The sequence below is a fragment of the Streptomyces populi genome (assembly GCF_002911015.1).
Taxonomy (GTDB): Bacteria; Actinomycetota; Actinomycetes; order Streptomycetales; family Streptomycetaceae; genus Streptomyces; species Streptomyces populi.
Genome location: NZ_KZ626990.1, coordinates 1 through 17,990, shown reverse-complemented (window position 1 = coordinate 17,990; position 17,990 = coordinate 1). Strand labels below are relative to the sequence as shown.

At 73.1% G+C, this 17,990-nt stretch carries 13 protein-coding genes and 1 pseudogene; 8 read left to right on the top strand and 6 right to left on the bottom strand.

The genetic code is table 11. The annotated features are described in order from the left end of the window. From CW362_RS39080 to CW362_RS39070, 3 genes are all read right to left on the bottom strand, one after another. On the bottom strand, positions 1 to 427 hold a 427-nt coding region (locus CW362_RS39080; protein WP_103554340.1), incomplete at its 3' end, for a transcriptional regulator. A gap of 11 nt (positions 428 to 438) precedes the next feature. Beyond that, positions 439 to 2,019 (bottom strand): helix-turn-helix domain-containing protein, encoded by a 1,581-nt coding sequence (locus CW362_RS39075; protein ID WP_103554339.1) that lies wholly within the window; start codon positions 2,017 to 2,019, stop codon positions 439 to 441. Continuing rightward, positions 2,019 to 2,312, bottom strand: a complete 294-nt coding sequence (locus CW362_RS39070) for a helix-turn-helix domain-containing protein (protein WP_103554338.1) — start codon at positions 2,310 to 2,312, stop codon at positions 2,019 to 2,021. Before CW362_RS39070 ends, CW362_RS39075 begins: the two co-directional genes overlap by 1 nt. Positions 2,313 to 2,601: 289 nt before the next feature. On the opposite strand from CW362_RS39070, the gene gad reads away from it, so the two are divergent. Further along, positions 2,602 to 3,966, top strand: coding sequence for a glutamate decarboxylase (gene gad / locus CW362_RS39065; RefSeq protein WP_103554337.1), 1,365 nt, complete (start codon positions 2,602 to 2,604; stop codon positions 3,964 to 3,966). An 831-nt stretch (positions 3,967 to 4,797) separates the two neighbouring features. Here gad and CW362_RS45080 read toward each other — a convergent pair. Beyond that, a pseudogene (locus CW362_RS45080) lies at positions 4,798 to 6,075 on the bottom strand (hypothetical protein); the annotation flags it as partial. A gap of 701 nt (positions 6,076 to 6,776) precedes the next feature. Here CW362_RS45080 and CW362_RS43610 point away from each other — a divergent pair. Together CW362_RS43610 and CW362_RS39055 are read left to right on the top strand one after the other, a co-directional pair. Continuing rightward, a complete protein-coding gene (locus CW362_RS43610) occupies positions 6,777 to 6,953 on the top strand; it encodes a hypothetical protein (RefSeq protein WP_162684379.1) in 177 nt (58 codons plus the stop codon). A gap of 243 nt (positions 6,954 to 7,196) precedes the next feature. Then, positions 7,197 to 7,874 (top strand): GAP family protein, encoded by a 678-nt coding sequence (locus tag CW362_RS39055; protein ID WP_103554335.1) that lies wholly within the window; start codon positions 7,197 to 7,199, stop codon positions 7,872 to 7,874. A 70-nt stretch (positions 7,875 to 7,944) separates the two neighbouring features. Here the strand turns inward: CW362_RS39055 and CW362_RS39050 are convergent, their stop codons facing one another. Then, positions 7,945 to 11,808: an amino acid adenylation domain-containing protein gene (locus CW362_RS39050; protein WP_103554334.1), complete on the bottom strand. Its 3,864-nt coding sequence runs from the start codon at positions 11,806 to 11,808 to the stop codon at positions 7,945 to 7,947. A gap of 238 nt (positions 11,809 to 12,046) precedes the next feature. Between CW362_RS39050 and CW362_RS39045 the strand changes: the two genes are divergently transcribed. From CW362_RS39045 to CW362_RS39025, 5 genes are read left to right on the top strand one after another with little or no spacing between them, the layout of a single operon-like run. Continuing rightward, positions 12,047 to 13,006, top strand: a complete 960-nt coding sequence (locus tag CW362_RS39045) for a PLP-dependent cysteine synthase family protein (RefSeq protein ID WP_103554333.1) — start codon at positions 12,047 to 12,049, stop codon at positions 13,004 to 13,006. After that, on the top strand, positions 13,003 to 14,319 hold the full coding sequence (locus tag CW362_RS39040; protein ID WP_103554332.1) for an ATP-grasp domain-containing protein: 1,317 nt from the start codon (positions 13,003 to 13,005) through the stop codon (positions 14,317 to 14,319). The genes CW362_RS39045 and CW362_RS39040 overlap by 4 nt, the downstream gene beginning before the upstream one ends. After that, positions 14,316 to 15,608, top strand: coding sequence for an ATP-grasp domain-containing protein (locus CW362_RS39035; RefSeq protein WP_103554331.1), 1,293 nt, complete (start codon positions 14,316 to 14,318; stop codon positions 15,606 to 15,608). The genes CW362_RS39040 and CW362_RS39035 overlap by 4 nt, the downstream gene beginning before the upstream one ends. After that, the gene (locus CW362_RS39030; protein WP_240658283.1) at positions 15,605 to 16,903 is read left to right on the top strand and encodes an MFS transporter; all 1,299 of its coding nucleotides are present in this window, start codon (positions 15,605 to 15,607) and stop codon (positions 16,901 to 16,903) included. The genes CW362_RS39035 and CW362_RS39030 overlap by 4 nt, the downstream gene beginning before the upstream one ends. A gap of 12 nt (positions 16,904 to 16,915) precedes the next feature. Further along, complete coding sequence (locus CW362_RS39025) at positions 16,916 to 17,587, top strand: TRM11 family SAM-dependent methyltransferase (RefSeq protein ID WP_162684378.1); 672 nt, start codon at positions 16,916 to 16,918, stop codon at positions 17,585 to 17,587. Between the two features lie 24 nt (positions 17,588 to 17,611). On the opposite strand, the gene CW362_RS39020 is transcribed toward CW362_RS39025, so the two are convergent. Next, positions 17,612 to 17,990, bottom strand: a 379-nt coding sequence (locus CW362_RS39020) for a multicopper oxidase domain-containing protein (protein ID WP_162684377.1), incomplete at its 5' end; no start/stop codon positions are given.

The following is a 17,990-nucleotide window of genomic DNA, read 5'->3' as shown; positions in this document are numbered from 1 at the left end:
TGAGGGTGCGGTGTTCCAGGACCCGCTGCAGGGGCCGGTTCACGTGCGACTGGTTGAGGGGGTGGATCTCCACGCGGGTGCCGCGGCCCTCGCGGTTGAGGCGGGCCAGCAGGTAGCGGGCGACGTTGTGGCGGCGCACCGTGCGGTAGGTGTCCTCGATGGCGGCGAGGTTCTTCCTCGAGGGGCGGCGCTCCCCCTTCAGCCAGGCGGCGATCGTCCGGTCGGTGGCGGACAGGCCGGCCGCGCGGGCGGCGGCCAGGGCGTGTGCGGTGCGGGTGAGGTAGTGCAGGCGGGCCAGCAGGCCGCGGCCGGTGGTGAGGGGGGCGACGATGTAGGCCACGTGGGAGTCCAGCTGCCGGGCCACCAGGTGGTGGCCCTTGGCCCCCCTGGCGCCGTACTTGCCGAAATCGATGGTGCGCTCGGGCATGTCCGGTTTCCCTAGTCGGTGGCGGTGCTGTCGTCGGGTGTGCCGGTGCCGGCGGTGTAGGTGTCCTTGACCTTCACCTCGGTCACGCCGCGGCCCTCGGCGAAGATCCGGCGCCAGTCGCCGATGACGTGGAGTTCGTCGGTGCCCTGGACGCCGACCACCATCAGGCCCTCGTCGTGGGCCTTGTAGGCCTTGGTCCACAGGTTGGCGAACGCCTGGCTGCGGATGAGGTGCATCCAGTCGGGGCGGCAGAGCTCGCGGTTGTAGTTCGACTCCCCCATCGTGGAGACGAACTTGGAGTACATCGCCTTCACGTACTCGCCGGTGACCTCGTCGTCCTCGGCGATCGCCCGGTCGCGGGCGTCCTTGAGGGCGGTGCGGAACTTCTCCAGCAGGTTCTCGGTCGCGCCCGAGGTGAACGACTCATGGATCTCGGGCGCCTCGCACAGCCCGTACTTCGGGCCGGACAGGCGCAGCAGGAGGCGCAGGGTGGGTTCGGTGACCCACAGCGGTCCGTCCTCGTCGCGGTCGCCCAAAGGGTTGGGCAGCACCTCGTGGTGGTGCCAGGCGGGCGGGGTGATCAGGTGGACGCCGGCGCGGCGCCGGTCGTGGGTGTTGCCTTCGGAGTGTTCGAGCTGTCCGATCGGCAGGTGGGTCTTGAGGGCGGACAGGTAGGCGCCGTTGATGTCGAGGCCGGTCACCTCGTGCCGGCCGGCGGGCAGTTCGGGGCGGGTCCACTTCGGGCGGGCCTCCCAGATCCGGTCGGCGCCCCTGGCGGTGGGCTTGCGCAGGATGTCGGGGACCCAGGGGTGGGCGACGACGTCGTAGCGGCCGCCCTTGCGGGTGGCGTCCAGCAGGGTCATCGCGTTCGGGATGGCCCGCTTGACCAGGGCGGCGGTCGCGGCCTCCACATCGCCCCGGTGCTCGGCCAGAGCCGCGGTGACGGCGTCGGCGATCAGGTCCGGGACGTCCGCGGTCGTCTGCACCCGGCCGGCGGAGCGCACCGTCTGCACTGTCCGCGCCGTCCGCGCCTGGCCGGGACGGGCGTCCGGTGCGGGGGCCGCGGGCACGGAGGCCGGGGGCTCGAGGGCCACCGCGGGCGGCGCGGGGGCGGTGCACTCGGCGGGGTCCAGGTGCTGGGGGAAGCCGGCGACCTGGTGGCGGGCGTCCTGTCCGCACAGCACGCACGGCCGGGGCGCGGCCAGTGTCTCGACGTCGTCCGCCTCCGGCATGCCCGGCGCCGACCGGTCCTGCTCGTCGTGCGCGGCGGCCGGAGCGGCCCCTTCGCCGTCGGCGGTCCGCTCGGCCTCCTCGGCGCTGCCGGTGGCGTCGGCGGGGGCCGTGTCGAGGGCGGCGCGCCTGGCCCGGGCGCCGTCGAGGAAGTAGGCGTACCGGTCGCGGACGTCGCCGGCCGGGTCGCGGCCCGTCTCCCAGCCGCCGACCGTGGACGGGCTCACCCCAAGGGCGCGGGCCACCTGGGCGCGGGAGAGGTTCAGTGCCTCGCGCAGGGCCCGGCGTTCCTCGGCGGGGGGCAGTTCGGCCTCTTTGCGGACCGTGGCCAGCAGGGCGTCGACGGCGTCGAACCGCGCCATCACCGCCTCCTCTCCAGCATGCTCACGGCCTGCTGCCGCTGGGCGCGGCGGGCGTCGGGCAGCGCCTCGCAGGCCCGGCTCGGGCCCGCCAGCAGGTCCAGCACGTCGATGCCGTAGTGCGCGGCCAGCCGGTCGCAGTCCTCGAGGCTCCAGGCCGCGGTGCCGGACTGACGGCGGCTCACCTGGGCCTGCGTGACCCCCAGCACCCCGGCCAGCCGCTCCTGCGAGTCACCGCTGGCGTGCATCAGCGCCGCCACGGTGACCCGCACCCGCTCCGCCAGAGACATTCCCATACCCTCATTCTACCTCGGACTATGGGTTTTCCTCATGAAGGTTGAGGATTTCGCATCAGCGGTGAGAGGTTTCCCGTCCGGCCGAACCCGGCCCGGGCCAGGCGGAGTTGCTCCGCCGGGCCCGGGGCGGGCGCGGACCGCTCCCGGGCGGGGGCGGGGCCGGCCGGAAGGAGGTCCGGCCGCGATCTCGCTCCCGGCCCGTAGCGGCCGCCGCCGAGGAGCCGACGCGCGGTTTCCGTTCGGGGCGCCCCTCGCCCGTGGCGGGCTCCGGCGCTGCTTGAATCGCCACATGACCAAACGTGACGAAGAAGCTCTTTTCGGTAACCGGTTCCTGACCAGGGCGGCCCCCTCGGAGACCTTTCCCGAGGAAGGCATGACCGCGACGGACGCGATGCGGCTCGTGGATGTGGATCTCGCCATGGAGGGCGACCCGCAGCGCAACCTCGCCACGTTCGTCACCACGTGGATGGAGCCGGAGGCGCAACGGCTGATCGCCGAGAACCTCCACCGCAACTTCATCGACCATGCGGAGTACCCCATCTCCGCCGAGATCGAGCAGCGCTGCGTGCGCATGCTCGCCGACCTCTTCCACGCGCCGGGCCCGACGGCCGGCTGCCGGACCCAGGGATCGTCCGAGGCGATCATGCTCGGGGCGCTGTCGCTGAAGTGGAAGTGGCGCGAGCGCCGTCAGGCGGCCGGTCTGCCGGCCGACCGGCCCAACCTGATCTTCGGGGGAGACGTCCACGTCGTGTGGGAGAAGTTCTGCCGCTACTTCGACGTCGAGCCGCGGATCGTGCCGCTCGCCGAGGGCAAGTACACGATCGGGCCGCAGGACGTGGAGCCCCGTCTCGACGAGAACACGATCGGTGTCGTCGCCGTCCTCGGCACCACGTTCACCGGTCACAAGGACGATGTCGTCGGGATCGACGCGCTTCTCCGGGACGTCCGCGAGAAGCGGGACCTCGACATCCCGATCCATGTCGACGGCGCCAGCGGCGCGTTCGTGTGGCCCTTCCTCTACCCGGACTCCGCGTGGGACTTCCGGCTCGAGCAGGTCCGCTCGATCAACGTCTCGGGCCACAAGTACGGCCTGGTCTACCCCGGCATCGGCTGGCTGGTCTTCCGCGAGGAGTCCGACCTGGCCAAGGACCTCGTGTTCTACGAGAACTACCTGGGCAAGACCGACGCGACGTTCACGCTGAACTTCTCCACCGGCGCGTCGATGGTGCTCGCGCAGTACTACAACTTCGTACGGCTCGGCCGTCAGGGCTACACCTACATCATGAAGATGATGCAGCAGAACGCCCGCGCCCTGGCGGACAACCTGCGCGACAGCGGCCGCTTCGAAGTGATCGGGAGCGACCTCGAGCAACTGCCGCTGGTCGCCTTCCGCCTGGCCGGCGAGCACACCTACGACGAGTCCGACATCGCCTGGCAGCTCTCGGCCGAGCGGGGCTGGATGGTGCCCGCCTACACGCTGCCGCCCGACGCGGAGCGGGTGAAGATCATGCGCGCCCTGGTCAAGGAGACCATGAGCCGCGAGCAGATCGACCGCCTGGGCCAGGACATCGCCGACGCGTGCCGCACGCTGGACGACAAGGGCGCGGTCCACGACAACGAACGGACCCAGGTCAAACGCGGCACCGGCTACTGACACACCGTGACGTGACAAAGTGCCGGCGGCCGGCACGGTCGCGTCCGCGGGCGCGGCCCTGGGGGTGATCGCGCCCTGGCAGCGGCCGGGTTCGGTCTAGTCGGCGCCGATCTCGGCCAGCAGGCCGATGATCCGGTCCTCCACCGCGGGGCCGGTGGAGCGCTCGGCGAGGAACAGCACCCTCTGTCCGTCGGCCAGGTGCGGCAGATACGCCGGATCGACGGCGGCCGTGTAGATGACCAGCGGGGCGCGAAGGAGCTGTCCGCTCGCGCGCAGCCGGTTCACGGTGCCGGCCCGGCGGGGCATCTGCGTCAGGTTCATCATCACCAGGTTCGGCTTCGGCCGGCCGGCCTGCGTCGCGCCGTCCGCGTCACTCACCTCGCGGTGGACCTGCATCCCGCGCCGCTCCAGCGTCGCCGTCAACGCCGCGGCCACCTCGTCCTGCTCCTCGACCAGCAGGATCCGCGGCGGGTGCCGGTCGCTGTCCCGCGGGGCCAGCGCCCGGATCAGGACGGCCGGGTCGGCGCCGTACGCCGCCTCGCGGGTCGCCTGTCCGAGTCCCGCCGTCACCACGACGGGCACCTCGGCGGCGACGGCGGCCTGGCGCAGCGACTGCAGCGCCGTACGGGTGATCGGGCCGGTCAGCGGGTCGACGAACAATGCGGCCGGGGAGGTGGCGATCTGCGCGTCGAGCTCCTTCCCGGAGGTCACGAGGACGGGCCGGTAGCCGCGGTCGTGCAGCGCATGCCCCATGGCCGCATCCGGCTTTGGCCACACCAGCAGCGGCCGGCCGTCGTCGGACGGCTCGGGTTGCGGTGCGTCAGGTGGCGCGGCCTGTTCGCGCGCGTCGGCGGCGGCCTCCTGGCGCATCGAACCGGACATCTCCTCGGCCTCGCGGCGGAGCCGGGCGACCTCCTCCCGCGCGGCCGCCAGCGTCTCGGCGCCCTCGGCGACCAGCCGCCCGGCCTCGGCCTGCGCCTCGGCCCGTACCCGGTCCGCGCTCTCGCGGACCTCCGACCTCAGCCGCTCGGCCTCCGCCTCCGCCTGCGTCTGCAGCCGTCGGACCTCCGAGACCGCCTCGGCGATGAGGGTGTCCGCCGCCTCCGAGCGGATCCGGTCCGCGCTCTCGTGGGCCTCGAGGTCCAACCGTTCGGCTTCCGCGCGGGCCCGCTCCAGCACCTCCTCGGCCTCCGCGCCAACCCGCTCCAGCGTCTCCTCGGCCTGCCGGCGCAGCGCCGTGGCGCGCTCGACCGCCTCGGCACGGATCCTCTCGCCGTCCGCCGTGGCGGTCTGCCGCAGCTCGTCCGCGTCCGCCTTCGCCTTGCCGAGCAGTTCCTCGGCAACCCGCGCGCCCTCCTCGATCTGCCGGACGGTCTCGCGCCGGGCCTCGGCGCGGATGTGCTCCGCCTCGGCGACCGCGTCGGCGCGCAGTTGTCCGGCCTCGCCACGCAGCCGCCGCGCCTTCGCCTGCAGCTCGACCGCCTTGAGGCGGTACTCCTTGGCGGCGGCCGCGTCCGCGCCCGAGAGGTCTTCGGCGATGCCGTGTGCCTCGGCACGCAGCAGGTCGGCCTCGGTCTCGGCCTCCGCGCGGATCCGCTCCGCCTCCGCACGGATCCGCTCCGCCTCCTCCGCCGCCGCCTTCGTCGTCCCCCTGGCGTCCTCGGACGCCTTGTTCAGCACGTCCTCGGCTATACGGGCAGCCCTGGCGAGCTGCGAGGCGGCCTCCTCGGCGGTGAGAACGCGCGCTCTCTCCTCGGCCTCCGCGACGATCGCCTCCGCCTGCGCACGGGCGTCCTCGACGAACCGCTCGGCCTCCGACCTGGCGGCCTCGGCCTCCGACTTGACGGCCTCGGCCTCCTTCGTCGCCTCACCGACCAGCCGGGCGACCTGCTCCTTCACCGTCCGCGTACGCTGCTCGTTGGCCGACTCGGCGTTCGCGATCGTCCTGGCCGCCGCTTCGTCGGCCTCGGACAGTACTTTGTCCGCCTCGGCCTGCGCCTCCCGCAGCCGTGTCCCGGCCGAGCTCGTCCACCGCTCCGCGTGCTCGGTGACCTCCTGTGCCTGCGTCGAGGCCGCGTTCAGCAACCGCTCGGCGTCCGTGCGGGCCCGGCGCAGCAACGCCTCGGCCTGCGCACGCGCGTCGTCGGTGAGCCGGTGGGCCTGCGCGTGTGCTTCGGCCAGGGCTTCTTGTGCTCGGAGGAGCAGGTCGGCGGCCAGGGCCCGGCTACGGGATCTCGCCGGTTTTGCCCGCTTTTCGGTCAGGTAGGCGGTCTTCCACGAACGTCTTACGGCCTCCGCGAGATCAGGTTCCCCGTCCAGGTGCCTGAGGAGTTCGGCCGTGAAGTCGCTGCTGGGGAGCCGCTTTCCTTTCAGGACCTCTGACAGCGAGGAGGCTGCGAGCGTGACGCGGCCCTGCGCCTCGGCCTTCTGGGAAAGGTGACGAAGCGCCGGGGCGCCGCAGTCCACGTAGAGGGCCATGAGCGCGTCGACGAACTGCGCCTTGGCCAGCTCGGCAGCTTCGATGAGGGCCTCGTCGCCGGCACCCGACACAGCCACCCCCTCCCCCGGTACGGCCACAAGGCTAGAAGCCGGGTCTCGAACTTTCACGAGATTCAGCGAACTACACCGAACAACCGCGAATCATGGACCCGTTCGGTCAAAACAGCCGAGGTTCGGTGTTTGCGTTGCAGGATTCGAGGTTGAGCGGGTCCTTTCTGATTGCTGGTCACCGCACCGCACGGCCGTCTCCAATGGGCTCACCGAACCATCACCTCCCTCGATCCGGTCGAGGTCGCACAGGAGACACGCCCATGCCTGAACACAGCAATGAACCGCCGACATGGAACCTGACCCTCGGCCGCCAGGGCCTTGAGCTCAGGGCAGGGCGGCATCTGCACCTGTCCGTCTCTCTCGTTCTGCTGGCCTGGCTGCTCACCGTCAGCGGGGCGGCTTCGGTCCTGCCCCTCCTGGAACACCTGCGCCCGTAGGGGCAGGGGAGCATCTGGCCTCGGGGCCCAGGTGCTCCCGGGAGGCGAGAGGGGGGTGCGACTCCCCGGAGGGACCGGCCGATCCGGGAACGTCCCTCCGGAGGAGTGCGCTCCGCCGGGGGCGGCCCGTTCCGCAGAAGGGTGACGTCGGCGAGTTCGCACGGCGCGAGGGCTCCTGCCGGGGCGGCATCGGGATGCCGCCGGCGCGAGAGCCGGTCACGCCGTGGATGCCGGAGGGATCGGGTGCTCAGCCAGGCGATGGGGGCCATGCTGCCGGCCGCGCTGGCGATCGCGCTCGGTCCCTTCCCGCTGATCGGGATCGTCCTGATCCTGTCCGGCGCGCGGGGTGGCCGCAACGGCCTGCTGTTCGCGGCCGGGTGGGTCACCGGCCTCGCGGTCACGGCGGCGCTCGTCGCGGTGCTCTTCGGCGGGGCCGACACTCCCGGCAGCACGTCCTCGGCGATCGCGGACCGGGGACGGGTCCTGGCCGGAGGAGCCTTCGTCGTGCTGGGAGCACGCACGTGGTGGAAGCGCCCGCGCGCCGGCGAGCAGGCAGAGCCGCCCCGCTGGACGGCCTCGCTCGACGACGCCACGGCCGGGCGGGCGCTGCTCCTGGGGGCGCTGCTGTCGGGCGCGAATCCGAAGAATCTCGTCCTGACGGCGTCGGCCGCCACCTCGGTCGTCGAGGCCGGCGCCCATGACGTCGGCCTCGTCGCGGCGATCACCGTCTTCGTGCTCGTCGCCTCCTGCACGGTGCTCGCCGCCGTCGCCGCCCATCTCGCCGGAGGACGGCGCGCCGCGTCGTTCCTGGACGGGGTCAGACGGTTCATGGTCGCCAACAGCACCGTGATCACGGTGATCGTGCTGCTCCTGCTGGGTGCGAACGTCCTGGGCGAGGGGCTGTCCGGTCTCGGCCGCTGAGACCTCCGCCGGGCGCTGTCGGCCCGCCCGCGGGACCGGCCCCGCGGGCGGCCGCGGGGACCGGTGGGGCTCAGCGCGCCCGTGCCGGGGTGTGGCGGGCCACGACCTTGGCGAGTTCGTCCACTCCCGGGTCGCGGAGCATCCCGTAGTGGTCGCTGTCCAGGCGGACGAAGACGGGGGCCGGGGCCGCGGGGCGGGCGGGGGCCGGGCCGCGTTCGAGGAAGGAGGGCTCGTCGCCGCGTGCCGTCACCACGGTGAGCGGTGCGGCCGGGCGGTGCGGGGCGGGCTGCCAGCCGTAGGTCGTGCGCGCCACCGTGACGACGCGCCGCACCGTCGCCTCGTCCAGGGCGGGCAGGGAGCGGGTGACGAAGCGGACGAAGCTCTCCTGGTCCCGGCTCTCGCGCAGGCAGGCGGCCGTCAGGGGGCCCGAGACGGTCCCCGTGAAGACGGACAGCAGGACGGTGCGGAAGGTGTCGTCGGTGAAGTCGGCGCGTTCGGCGGTCCACGACGGCGGTCCCGGCAGCCGCGGTGAGCCGGGGGCGAGCAGCAGCAGGTGTTCGACGCGCTGTCCGGCCCGTTCCAGCTGCCGGGCCGCTTCGTGGGCGACGCGCGCGCCGAAGGAGTAGCCCCACAGGGTGTAGGGGCCCTCGGGGCTCGTGCGGCGGATGGCTGCCACGTCGGCGGCGGCCATCTCGGCCAGGGAGGTGTGGGGGGTCTCGAAGGCGTTGAGGCCGCGGGCCTGTATGCCGTGCACGGGCCGTGGCGGGCCGCCGGCCGGTGCGCAGCGTTCGGCCATCAGGCGCAGGTTCATCGGTGAGCCGCCGAGGCCGGGCCAGCAGAAGACGGGCGGTCCCTCGCCCCGGGTGTTCAGCGGCAGCAGGCGTGGGGCGGGGCGGGTGCCGTTCGCTGCTTCGATGTGGCGGGCGAGTTCTTCCACCGTGGCCGCCTCGAAGAAGACCTGGAGGGGCACGGTGGTGTCGAACTCGCGGTTGATCCGGTTGACGAGGGTCACGGCGGTCAGTGAGTTGCCGCCGCAGGCGAAGAAGTCGTCCCTGATGGAGAGGACTTCGCGTCCGAGTGCCGCTCTCCACAGCCGCCACAGGCGTTCTTGGGTGCGGGTGCGGGGAGGTACCGGTGGCCGGTCGTCCGCGGCGGTGTCGGCGTGGGCTGCCAGGGCGCGGGTGTCGAGCTTTCCGTTGGCGGTGTGGGGCAGGCGGTCCACGACCAGGATGCGGTGCGGCACCATGAACTCGGGCAGGAGGCGCCGCAGGTCGTCCTTGATCAGTTCGGCGGGCCCCTTCATGTGGACGGTGTCCTCGTTCATGCCTTCGTGGGTGATCTGTTCCTGGCTGATCCTGCCGCCCACGCAGAAGTAGGAGGCGCCGGTGGGCCGCCGGTGGCGTGTCAGGATTTCGTCGATGCGGCGGGCGGCCGGCAGGTCGTGTCCGGTGCGGGAGCTGTAGCCCGCCGACATCAGTCCCAGGTGCTGGGTGTTGGCCTGCAGGTGGTGCAGGAAGCGGCCGAGGTCGATGTAGCGGCGCCAGTCCTCGCCGGTGCGGCTGACGGCGGTGATGCCGAAGCTCGCCTGCTGGTAGGTGTGCTGGTTGATGGCGACGACGTGGCGTTTGAGGACGATGTCGTCGGTGAGGTGGTGCAGCCGTCCCCCGGTGTAGTGGTGGAGCCCGCTGCGCAGGCCCGTGCCGCTGCCGGGGTGGATCTGGACGTAGACGTCGATGTCGGCGAGGTGGTCGGGCGGGGTGTAGGGGGTGAGGGTGTAGGAGCCGAGGTAGTGGTCCCGGGGCGGGCAGTCGAGCAGGTGCCGGTCCTCGGGGTCGAAGGGGGCGGCGCGCAGGCCCAGGCCGTGGGCGGGCAGGATCTCGTCGAACAGGCCGAGCATGTGGCCGGCCTCGATCTCGAGGACCTCGCGGATGTTGTTCTTGTAGACCGGCTCCACGGCCTGGTCGCGGCCCAGGAAGTGCAGGCGCAGGCCGGGGGGTGCCAGGCGTTCGCGGGCGTCGGCGACGCGGACGAGCCGGTGCTGGTGGGGGTGGTGGTAGTAGACGCCCGGTGCCAGTGAGGCGATGTCGCCGGTCGTCTCCAGGAGGAGCTGGGTGGCGTACAGCGAGCCCGGGGAGGCGTAGGCGTACTTGGGCAGCAGCCGCTCGTCGCTGTGGTAGGGGCCGAACTCCCTGAGCAGGGAGCCGAGTTCGTCCAGGGTGAGTTCTTTGGGTTCGCGCGGCTCGGCGGGGCGGGCGCGGCGGGCGAGCGCGTCCAGGATGTCCTGCGGGGCGGGGCTCGCGGCGTCGTAGGTGCGGTAGGTCTTGCGGGCGAAGGCGCGGGTGCGCTGGGGTGGCGTCTCCTCGGCGCCGGGCAGGTCCACGGCCGGGCGGCCGCGCAGGGCGGCGTCCTCGCGCAGGCCCGGGTTGGACAGCTGGGCCCTGACCTGGAGGCGGGAGGCCTTGGACAGGTGGTGTGCGGCGGTGTGCCCCTGGTCCATCAGCGCGGCTTCGCGCGGGCTGAGTTCGAGGCAGGCGACCAGGTCCGGGGAGCCGGTGCGCGCGTCGTCGCGGACCCAGACGGCGGCGTTCTTGACCCAGTCGTGGGCCTCGATGGCCAGGCGCACCTCCTCCAGTTCGATGCGGAAGCCGCGCAGTTTGACCTGGTTGTCGGCGCGCCCGGTGAACTGGAGGGTGCCGTCGGTGTTCCAGGAGGCGAGGTCGCCGGTGCGGTACAGCCGGTCGTGGGGGGCCGGGTCGCCGAAGGGGCTGGGGACGAAGCGTTCGCCGGTCAGGCCGGGCCGGTTCAGGTAGCCGCGGGCCAGCTGGACGCCGCTGAGCCACAGCTCGCCGGTGCGGCCGGGTGGCAGGGGGCGCATCCCGGGGTCCAGGACATGGGCGCGCAGGCCCGGCACGGGTGTGCCGATGGGCACGGACCGCGGGGCCCGGCCGGCGCCGGCGGGGGCGGTGAGGGCGGGGGCGGTGACGGTGAACGCCGAGGCGTTGATGGTGCATTCGGTGGGGCCGTACAGGTTGGTCAGGGTGCAGTCGGGCAGGGTCCGCAGGCACTGGCGGGCCAGGGCGTGCGACAGTGCCTCTCCCCCGCTGAAGATCTGGGTCAGGGAGGTGCACCGGGCCATGTCGTCGCTGTCGAGGAGCGCTTTGAGGAGGGTGGGGACGCACTGCAGGGTGGTGACCCGGTGGGCGACGACGGTGTCGATGAGGCGGGCCGTGTCGCGGTGGATGCCGGGCTCGCCGATCACCACTTTGGCCCCGCAGGCGGGGGCGAGGATCTCCCACTGGGCGGCGTCGAAGCCGGCCGGTGTCTTGTGCAGCACGGTCTTGTCCGCGCCCAGGCCCTGGTGGTCGCGGAGCCAGCGCAACTGGTGGACGACGGCGCGGTGTTCGATCATCACGCCCTTGGGTCTGCCCGAGCTTCCGGAGGTGTAGATGACGTAGGCGAGGGAGCCGGGCCGCGGTCCCCGGGGTCCGGGTGCGCCGGGGCGGTGTGTGGCGTCTTCGGTGTCCTGGGGGGTGAGCGCGGTGACGTGGGGCGGCGCGAGGGCCGTCAGGCGTGCGGCCAGTTCGGGCCGGGTGAGCACGAGGCGGACGCCCGAGTCCTCGATCATGTGGCGCAGCCGCTCGTCCGGGTAGTCCGGGGAGAGGGGGAGGTAGGCCCCGCCCGCGCCAAGGATGCCCCACACGCCGGTCACCAGTTCCGCCGAGGCGTCGAGGAAGACGCCCACCCGGTCCTCGACGCGTACGCCCCGGCGGTGCAGGAGGGCGGCGGTCTCGCGGGCGGCGTGGCCGAGTTCGCGGTAGGTCAGTGTCCGGTTCCCGCTGACGACCGCGCTCTCGTGCGGGCGGGAGCGGATCTGCTCCGCCAGCAGGTCGGTCAGGCATTTTCCGTCGGTGTCCCGGTCTATGGCCGCAGCCATGGAACCTCCCTGGTTCGAATCCCGGTAGCTGTGCCCAGGTGGCTGGAACCAGAGGGTGTCCAAGGCGGCTCGGGTGCGGTTCAAGAGGCGGTGGAATGCGCCCGGAGCCTGGAGGATCGCTCGAGAACCACTGAGGGAACGGTCAACTCGCCTTGTGGGCAAGGAGGTTGGGCTTTTACGTTGCCGACGAGACCGGTGTGCCGCCGAGGCGGGAACCCGAGCGGAAGAAGCCATCGCCATGCCCTACGCCCCTTACGGCGCCGTCGCCGAGTCCTTCGAGGACCTGGTCGGCAACACCCCGATGCTGCGGCTGCGGCTCGCGGGGATCCCGGCCGACGCCCGGGTCCTGGCGAAGCTGGAGTGCGCCAACCCGCTGTCCAGCGTCAAGGACCGGGCGGCCCTGTACATGGTGCGCGCGGCCGAGGAGGCGGGGCTGCTCGTGCCGGGGACCACGGTGATCGAGTCGACCTCGGGCAACACCGGGATCGCGCTCGCCTCGCTGGCGGCCGCGCGCGGCTACCGCTGCGTCGTCGTGCTGCCCGCCAACGCCTCCGGGGAGCGGGTGCTGACGCTGCGCATGCTGGGCGCCGACGTGGAGTTCACCGACCCCGACACCGGTTTCGCCGGCTGCGTCGAGCGTGCCGAGAAGCTGCACGCCGAGATCCCCGGTTCGTGGTACGCCCGCCAGCACGAGAACCCGGCCAACGTCCGCGCCCACTACGAGACCACGGGCCCGGAGATCTGGCGGGCCGCCGGCGGCCGGGTCGACCACCTGGTGTGCGGTGTCGGCACGGGCGGCACCCTGACCGGCTGCGCCCGGGCGCTGCGTGAGCGCAACCCGCGCCTGCGGGTCGTCGCCGTCGAGCCGGCCGGTTCGCCGCTGCTGTCGGGCGGCGAACCGGGACCGCACCGCATACCGGGCCTGAACGGCGGATTCACCAGTCCCGTCACCGACGTGGACCTCATCGACGAGGTGATCACCGTCGCCGACGAGGACGCCGCCGCCACCACCCGTGCCATCGCCGCCACGACCGGTCTGCTGGTGGGGGTGTCCGCGGGCGCGGCGGCGTACGCCTGCATCGAACTCGCCCGCCGCCACGATCTGTCCGGCGCGAGTGTCGCGACCCTCTTCCCCGACAGCGGGGAGCGCTATCTGAGCTGGTGGCCGCAGGACGGCCAGGGGGGCCGAGGCCGATGAACCACGCCCGCACGGTGCTGCTCGTCGGCGCCACCGACGAGACCGTCGCCAAGGCCGCGGCCCTTGGCCTGCGCGTCCTGCTGCTGCAGCACCCCACCAAGGTCAGCGACGGGCAGCGGCGCCTGGCCGAGGCGGTCGAGGTCCTCGACTACACCCGGTGGGACCTCGTCGAGCCGCTCGCGCGCCGCCTCCGGGCGGAGCCCGGCTTCGACCTGGCGCTCTCGCTGACCGAGCCGGGCCTGGAGAACGCGGCGCGGATCAACGACCTGTTCGGCCTCGGCGGCACCTCCCACGCGGTCACGCTGCGCTTTCGCGACAAGGCGGTGATGCGCCGCCACCTGGCCGCGCACGATCCGGCCGGTGCGGTGCGCGCGGCGCCGCTGCGCGAGCGCGGCGACCTGGCCGCCTTCGGCGCCCTGGCCGGCCATCCGTTCATCGTCAAGCCGACCGACGCGACGGCGAGCATCGGTGTCCAGCGGGTGGAGGGGCCCGAGGACGCCGAGCGGGTGTGGCGTGCGGTGCGGGCCCTGGCCGGCACCAGGACCGACCGGGTCTCCACCCTGTTCGTCCTGCGGGACTTCCTCATGGAGGAGTACGTGGACGGGCCGGAGTTCAGCGTCGAGTCGTTCAGCTTCGCGGGCCGTCACGTCGTCGTGGCGATCACCGAGAAGTTCACCGATCCCGCGCACTTCGCCGAGCTCGGTCACGCGGTGCCCGCCCGCCTGGACGCGGCGGACCAGGAGCGCGTGCGCGGCACGGTGTGCCGGTTCCTGGACGTGATGGGGATGCGGGACGGGGTCTGCCACACCGAGATCCGCCTGGGCCCCGGGGGCCCGCGGGTCATCGAGAGCCACAACCGGGTGGCGGGCGACGCGATCCCCGAACTGGTCGAGGCGGCCTACGGCATCGACCTGATGACCCTCGCGCTCGCCTGGCCGTTCCGCCTGGCCGGCGAACTGCCCGAACGGCCCCGCGCGCACGCGGGCGCGAGCGTGCGCGCGCTGGTCGGCGACGCGGGCACGGTCAGGGCGGTGGAGGGCGTCGCCGAGGCGCTGCGCCTGGCCGACGTCATCGACGTGCGCATCAGCGCGAAGCCGGGTGCCGCGGTGCGGCCCGTGCGCGACAACTGGGACCGGCTCGGCCTCGTCGCCGTGACCGGCGCCGACACCACGGCCGCGGTGGCCCGCGGGGCGCGGCTCGTGCGGGAGACGGTCCGCGTCCGGCTGACCCTGGCGGACGGCACCGAGGCGCTGGCCCGCGTGGCCACCGCCGCCGGCACCGAGAGCGCGGAGAGCGCGGAGGTTTCCGTATGAGCGTCCTGGTCCTGCACCGCAATCCGCTGCGGCCCTTCCCCTACCGCGAGTGGCTCGCGGGCCACGACGGGGAGGTGGTGGTGCTGGCCGCGCGCGACAGGCTCGAGCCGGACGGCGAGCGGCCGTCCGAGGACGAGAGCGGGTTCACCCGCCTGGAGGTGTTCGACGACTTCGACGACCCGGCGGTCGACGAACGCGCCCTCGAGCTGGCGCGGAAGTTCGCCACGACGCACGTCGTGGCCCTGCACGAGGCCGATGTGCTGCGCGCCGCGGCGCTGCGCGAACGCCTCGGCCTGGCCGGCGCGTGGATCGCGGACGTGGAGCCCTACCGCGACAAGCTGCTGATGAAGGCACTGGCGCGGGCGGCGGGCATCGAGGTCGCCGTGCACACACTGGCGCGCACCGCCGACGAGGCACGCAGGTTCGCCACCGTGCACGGCTTCCCGCTCGTCCTGAAGGAACGCAGCGGCTACAACTCGGTCGGGCTGCGCATCTGCCGCAGCCGGGCGGACCTCAACGGCGCGCTGGCGCGGACGTATCCGGCGGGCAGACGCGACGACGTGCTGCTGGAGAAGTTCGTGCCGGGCCGCATGTGCCACGTCGACGGCTATGTGGCCGGCGGGAAGGTCGCGGCGGCCTGGCCGTCCCAGTACCAGTACGACCTGGCGTCCTTCGGCTCCGACCCGGGGCCGCGGGTGGATGTGACCCTGGACGTGGACGACCCGCTCACGCCCCGGCTGCTCGCGCTGGCCCGGCAGGTGATCGACGCGCTGTCCGGGCCCGGCTCGCGGCTGCGGGACCACGCCTTCCACATGGAGGTCTTCCACACCCCCGACGACCGGCTCGTGCTGTGCGAGGCGGCCTGCCGGTCGGGCGGCGCGAAGATCCGCGAGGTCTTCCACACCCTGTTCGGGGTGCACCTGGGCGCGTACGTGACGCGGGTGGAGGCGGGTCTGGCCGTGCCGGGGGCCGCGCCCGCGGCCGACGGGTCGCTTCCCCGGCCGCGCGGCATGTCGGGGCAGGTCCTGACGATGAAGCGTCCCGGTCTCGTGCGCCGGCTGCCGCGGGTGCCCGGGGAGGCCTGGGTGCGGGGTTTCTGGCTGTTCGCCCGGGAGGGCGAGGTCATCGCGCCGGCCGCCGGTTCCGCGGACTTCCTGACGGCCGCGGTGGGTTCGGCGCCCACGCGCGAGGAGTGCGAGCGCAGGCTGCGCGAGCTCGGCGCCCGCATCACGGCGGACACCGAGATCGTGCCCCTGCCCGACGGCGAGGGCCGGGAGGCGAAGGCGTGAGGAAGTTCCCGGCCGTCATGACGGTCAAGGCCGTCAAGGCGAAGTACATGCTGGGCATGGTGGTCGACTCCGTCGGCAGCGGCATGTACCTGCCCCTGTCCCTGCTGTACTTCCATCACGTCACCGGTCTGCCGCTGACCCGGGTCGGCGCCGTCATGACGACGGCCGCGGTGATCAGCCTGGTCAGCAATCCCGTCGCGGGCGTGCTCATCGACCGGTTCGGCGCCCGCACCGTGGTCGTGGGCGGGTATCTGCTGCGCGCCGCCGGGTTCTGCGCGTATCCGCTGGCCCACGGCGGCGGCGTCATGTTCGCGGTGGTCCTCGTGGTCGCGTTCGGCGACATGGCCTACCCGCCGTCCGTCCAGTCGTTCGTCGCGGAGATCGTGCAGGGGCGTGAACGCGACGAGCTGCTGGCCGCCCAGCGCAGCCTGCGCAACGCCGGGCTGGGGGCGGGCGGCCTGCTGGCCGGCACGGTCCTGGCGCTGGACAGCGACTCGGCGTACCACGTGATCGTGCTCGCGGCGGCCGCCGGATATCTGGCGGCCGCCGTGTGCATGCGCTCCATCCCCACCGCCCGCGACACGGCGCCGAAGGGCCCGCGGGCCGCCCCCGCGGGCGGCTACCGCCTGGTGGTGCGCAACCGTCCCTTCCTGGCCCTGAGCCTGCTCAACATCCCCACGGCCTTCGGCTACATGGTCCTGTCGGTGAGCCTGCCGGTGTACCTCACCCAGGAGCTGGACGCGGCGGACTCGCTGGTCGGCGTCCTGTACGCGGTGAACACCGCCGGGATCGCCCTCCTGCAGATCCCGGTGACCCGGGCCCTGGTCCGCGTCCGGCGCACCCGCGCGGTGTCCGCGGGCGCCGGGATCTTCGCCCTGTCCTTCCTGGCGTACGCCGCCCTGAGCACCCTGTCGGACCACACCGTGCTGCTCGCCGGGGTGTTCGGCGCGACCGCCCTGTTCACCGCCGGCGAGCTGCTGCACGGGGCCACGGCCTCGGCCCTGGTGGCGGGCGCGGCGCCCGAGGAGACCCGTGGCCGGCACATGGCGGTGTACCAGCTGTCCTGGGCGGTGCCCATCGCGCTGGCGCCCGCGGTGCTGACCGCCCTGCTGTCGGCGTCGGCGGCCGGGATGTGGCTGCTGCTGGCCGCCGGGGTGGCGGTCTCGTCCGCCGGTGTCCTGGCCCTGGAGCGCCGGCTGCCCCGGGCGTCGGTGCATCCGCTGCCCCCCGAGGAGGCGGACACCGCGCACCGGCCCGCCGGTCCGGTGACGGACCTACAACTCAGCGATGGATGACGGAGGTTGCACGTGGGTGTCAAGAGCTGGTGGACGGTGCCGGCGGAGGAGCCCGAGCACGCCCTGCCCGCCGCGGCCGGGCAGGCCGGTCTGGTCAGTCAGCTGCGGCCGCTGGTACGGGAGCTGAGCGAGCCGGGCGAGCTGGTCCTGGACCCGTTCGCCGGCTGGGGCACCACGCTGGTGGCCTGCTCGGTGGAGGGCCGGCGCGGCATCGGGTTCGAGGTGAACCCCGAGCGGGCGAAGGAGGCGGGCCGGCGCCTGGCGTCGTACCCGGGCCAGGAGATGCGGTGCGGCGACGCCCGCGCGCTGCCGCTCGAGGCGGACTCGGTGGACCTGGTCCTGTGCGACCTGCCGTACTTCGGCACCGGCCTGGACACGGACTCGGCCGATCCCGGCCAGCTGTACGCCCTGCGCGAGTACGACGTCTATCTCGACGCGCTGGACGAGGCGTTCACGCGGATCGCGCAGGTGATGCGGCCCGGCGCGCACGCGGTCATCGCCGTGCAGAACCGGCGGATCGAGGGGGCGTTCGTGCCGCTGGCCTGGGACGCGGCGCGGGTCCTCTCGCGCCGTCTGACCCTGGGCGACGAGCGCATCCACCTCTACGAGAGGCCGGTGGGCGGCGACGACCCGATGGTGTCCAACCGGGCGCACGAGTACCTGCTGATGGCCACCAAGAGGTGACCTCGAGGCGGCCGCCGCCCGGGGTCAGCCGATCTTCATCGTCGCCATCATGCCCATCGCCGAGTGGTCGAGCATGTGGCAGTGGTACACGAACCGGCCGGCATAGGTGTCGAAGGTCGCCTGGAGTTTGACCGTCTCGCCGGGCTGGAGCACCACGGTGTCCTTCAGGCCCGATTCGGCGGGTCCGGGCGCGGCGCCGCCGCGCTCGAGGACCCGGAACTGCACCAGGTGCATGTGGAAGTTGTGCGCGGCCTTGGTGTTGGTGTTGGTGACCGTCCACACCTCGCTGGCGCCGTGGCGGATCACCGCGTCGACGCGTTCGGGGTCGTAGACCTTGTCGTCGATGTAGGCCCCCGGGTCGGGGCGGCCGTCCTCGTCCATGCGCAGCACCACGGTGCGGCTG

What these genes read in the sequence shown, in the direction of transcription:
- CW362_RS39075 (WP_103554339.1), bottom strand. Translation starts at nt 2,019, where the DNA reads ATGGCGCGGTTCGACGCCGTCGACGCCCTGCTGGCCACGGTCCGCAAA.
- CW362_RS39070 (WP_103554338.1), bottom strand. Translation starts at nt 2,312, where the DNA reads ATGGGAATGTCTCTGGCGGAGCGGGTGCGGGTCACCGTGGCGGCGCTG.
- gad (WP_103554337.1), top strand. Translation starts at nt 2,602, where the DNA reads ATGACCAAACGTGACGAAGAAGCTCTTTTCGGTAACCGGTTCCTGACC.
- CW362_RS43610 (WP_162684379.1), top strand. Translation starts at nt 6,777, where the DNA reads ATGCCTGAACACAGCAATGAACCGCCGACATGGAACCTGACCCTCGGC.
- CW362_RS39050 (WP_103554334.1), bottom strand. Translation starts at nt 11,808, where the DNA reads ATGGCTGCGGCCATAGACCGGGACACCGACGGAAAATGCCTGACCGAC.
- CW362_RS39045 (WP_103554333.1), top strand. Translation starts at nt 12,047, where the DNA reads ATGCCCTACGCCCCTTACGGCGCCGTCGCCGAGTCCTTCGAGGACCTG.
- CW362_RS39040 (WP_103554332.1), top strand. Translation starts at nt 13,003, where the DNA reads ATGAACCACGCCCGCACGGTGCTGCTCGTCGGCGCCACCGACGAGACC.
- CW362_RS39035 (WP_103554331.1), top strand. Translation starts at nt 14,316, where the DNA reads ATGAGCGTCCTGGTCCTGCACCGCAATCCGCTGCGGCCCTTCCCCTAC.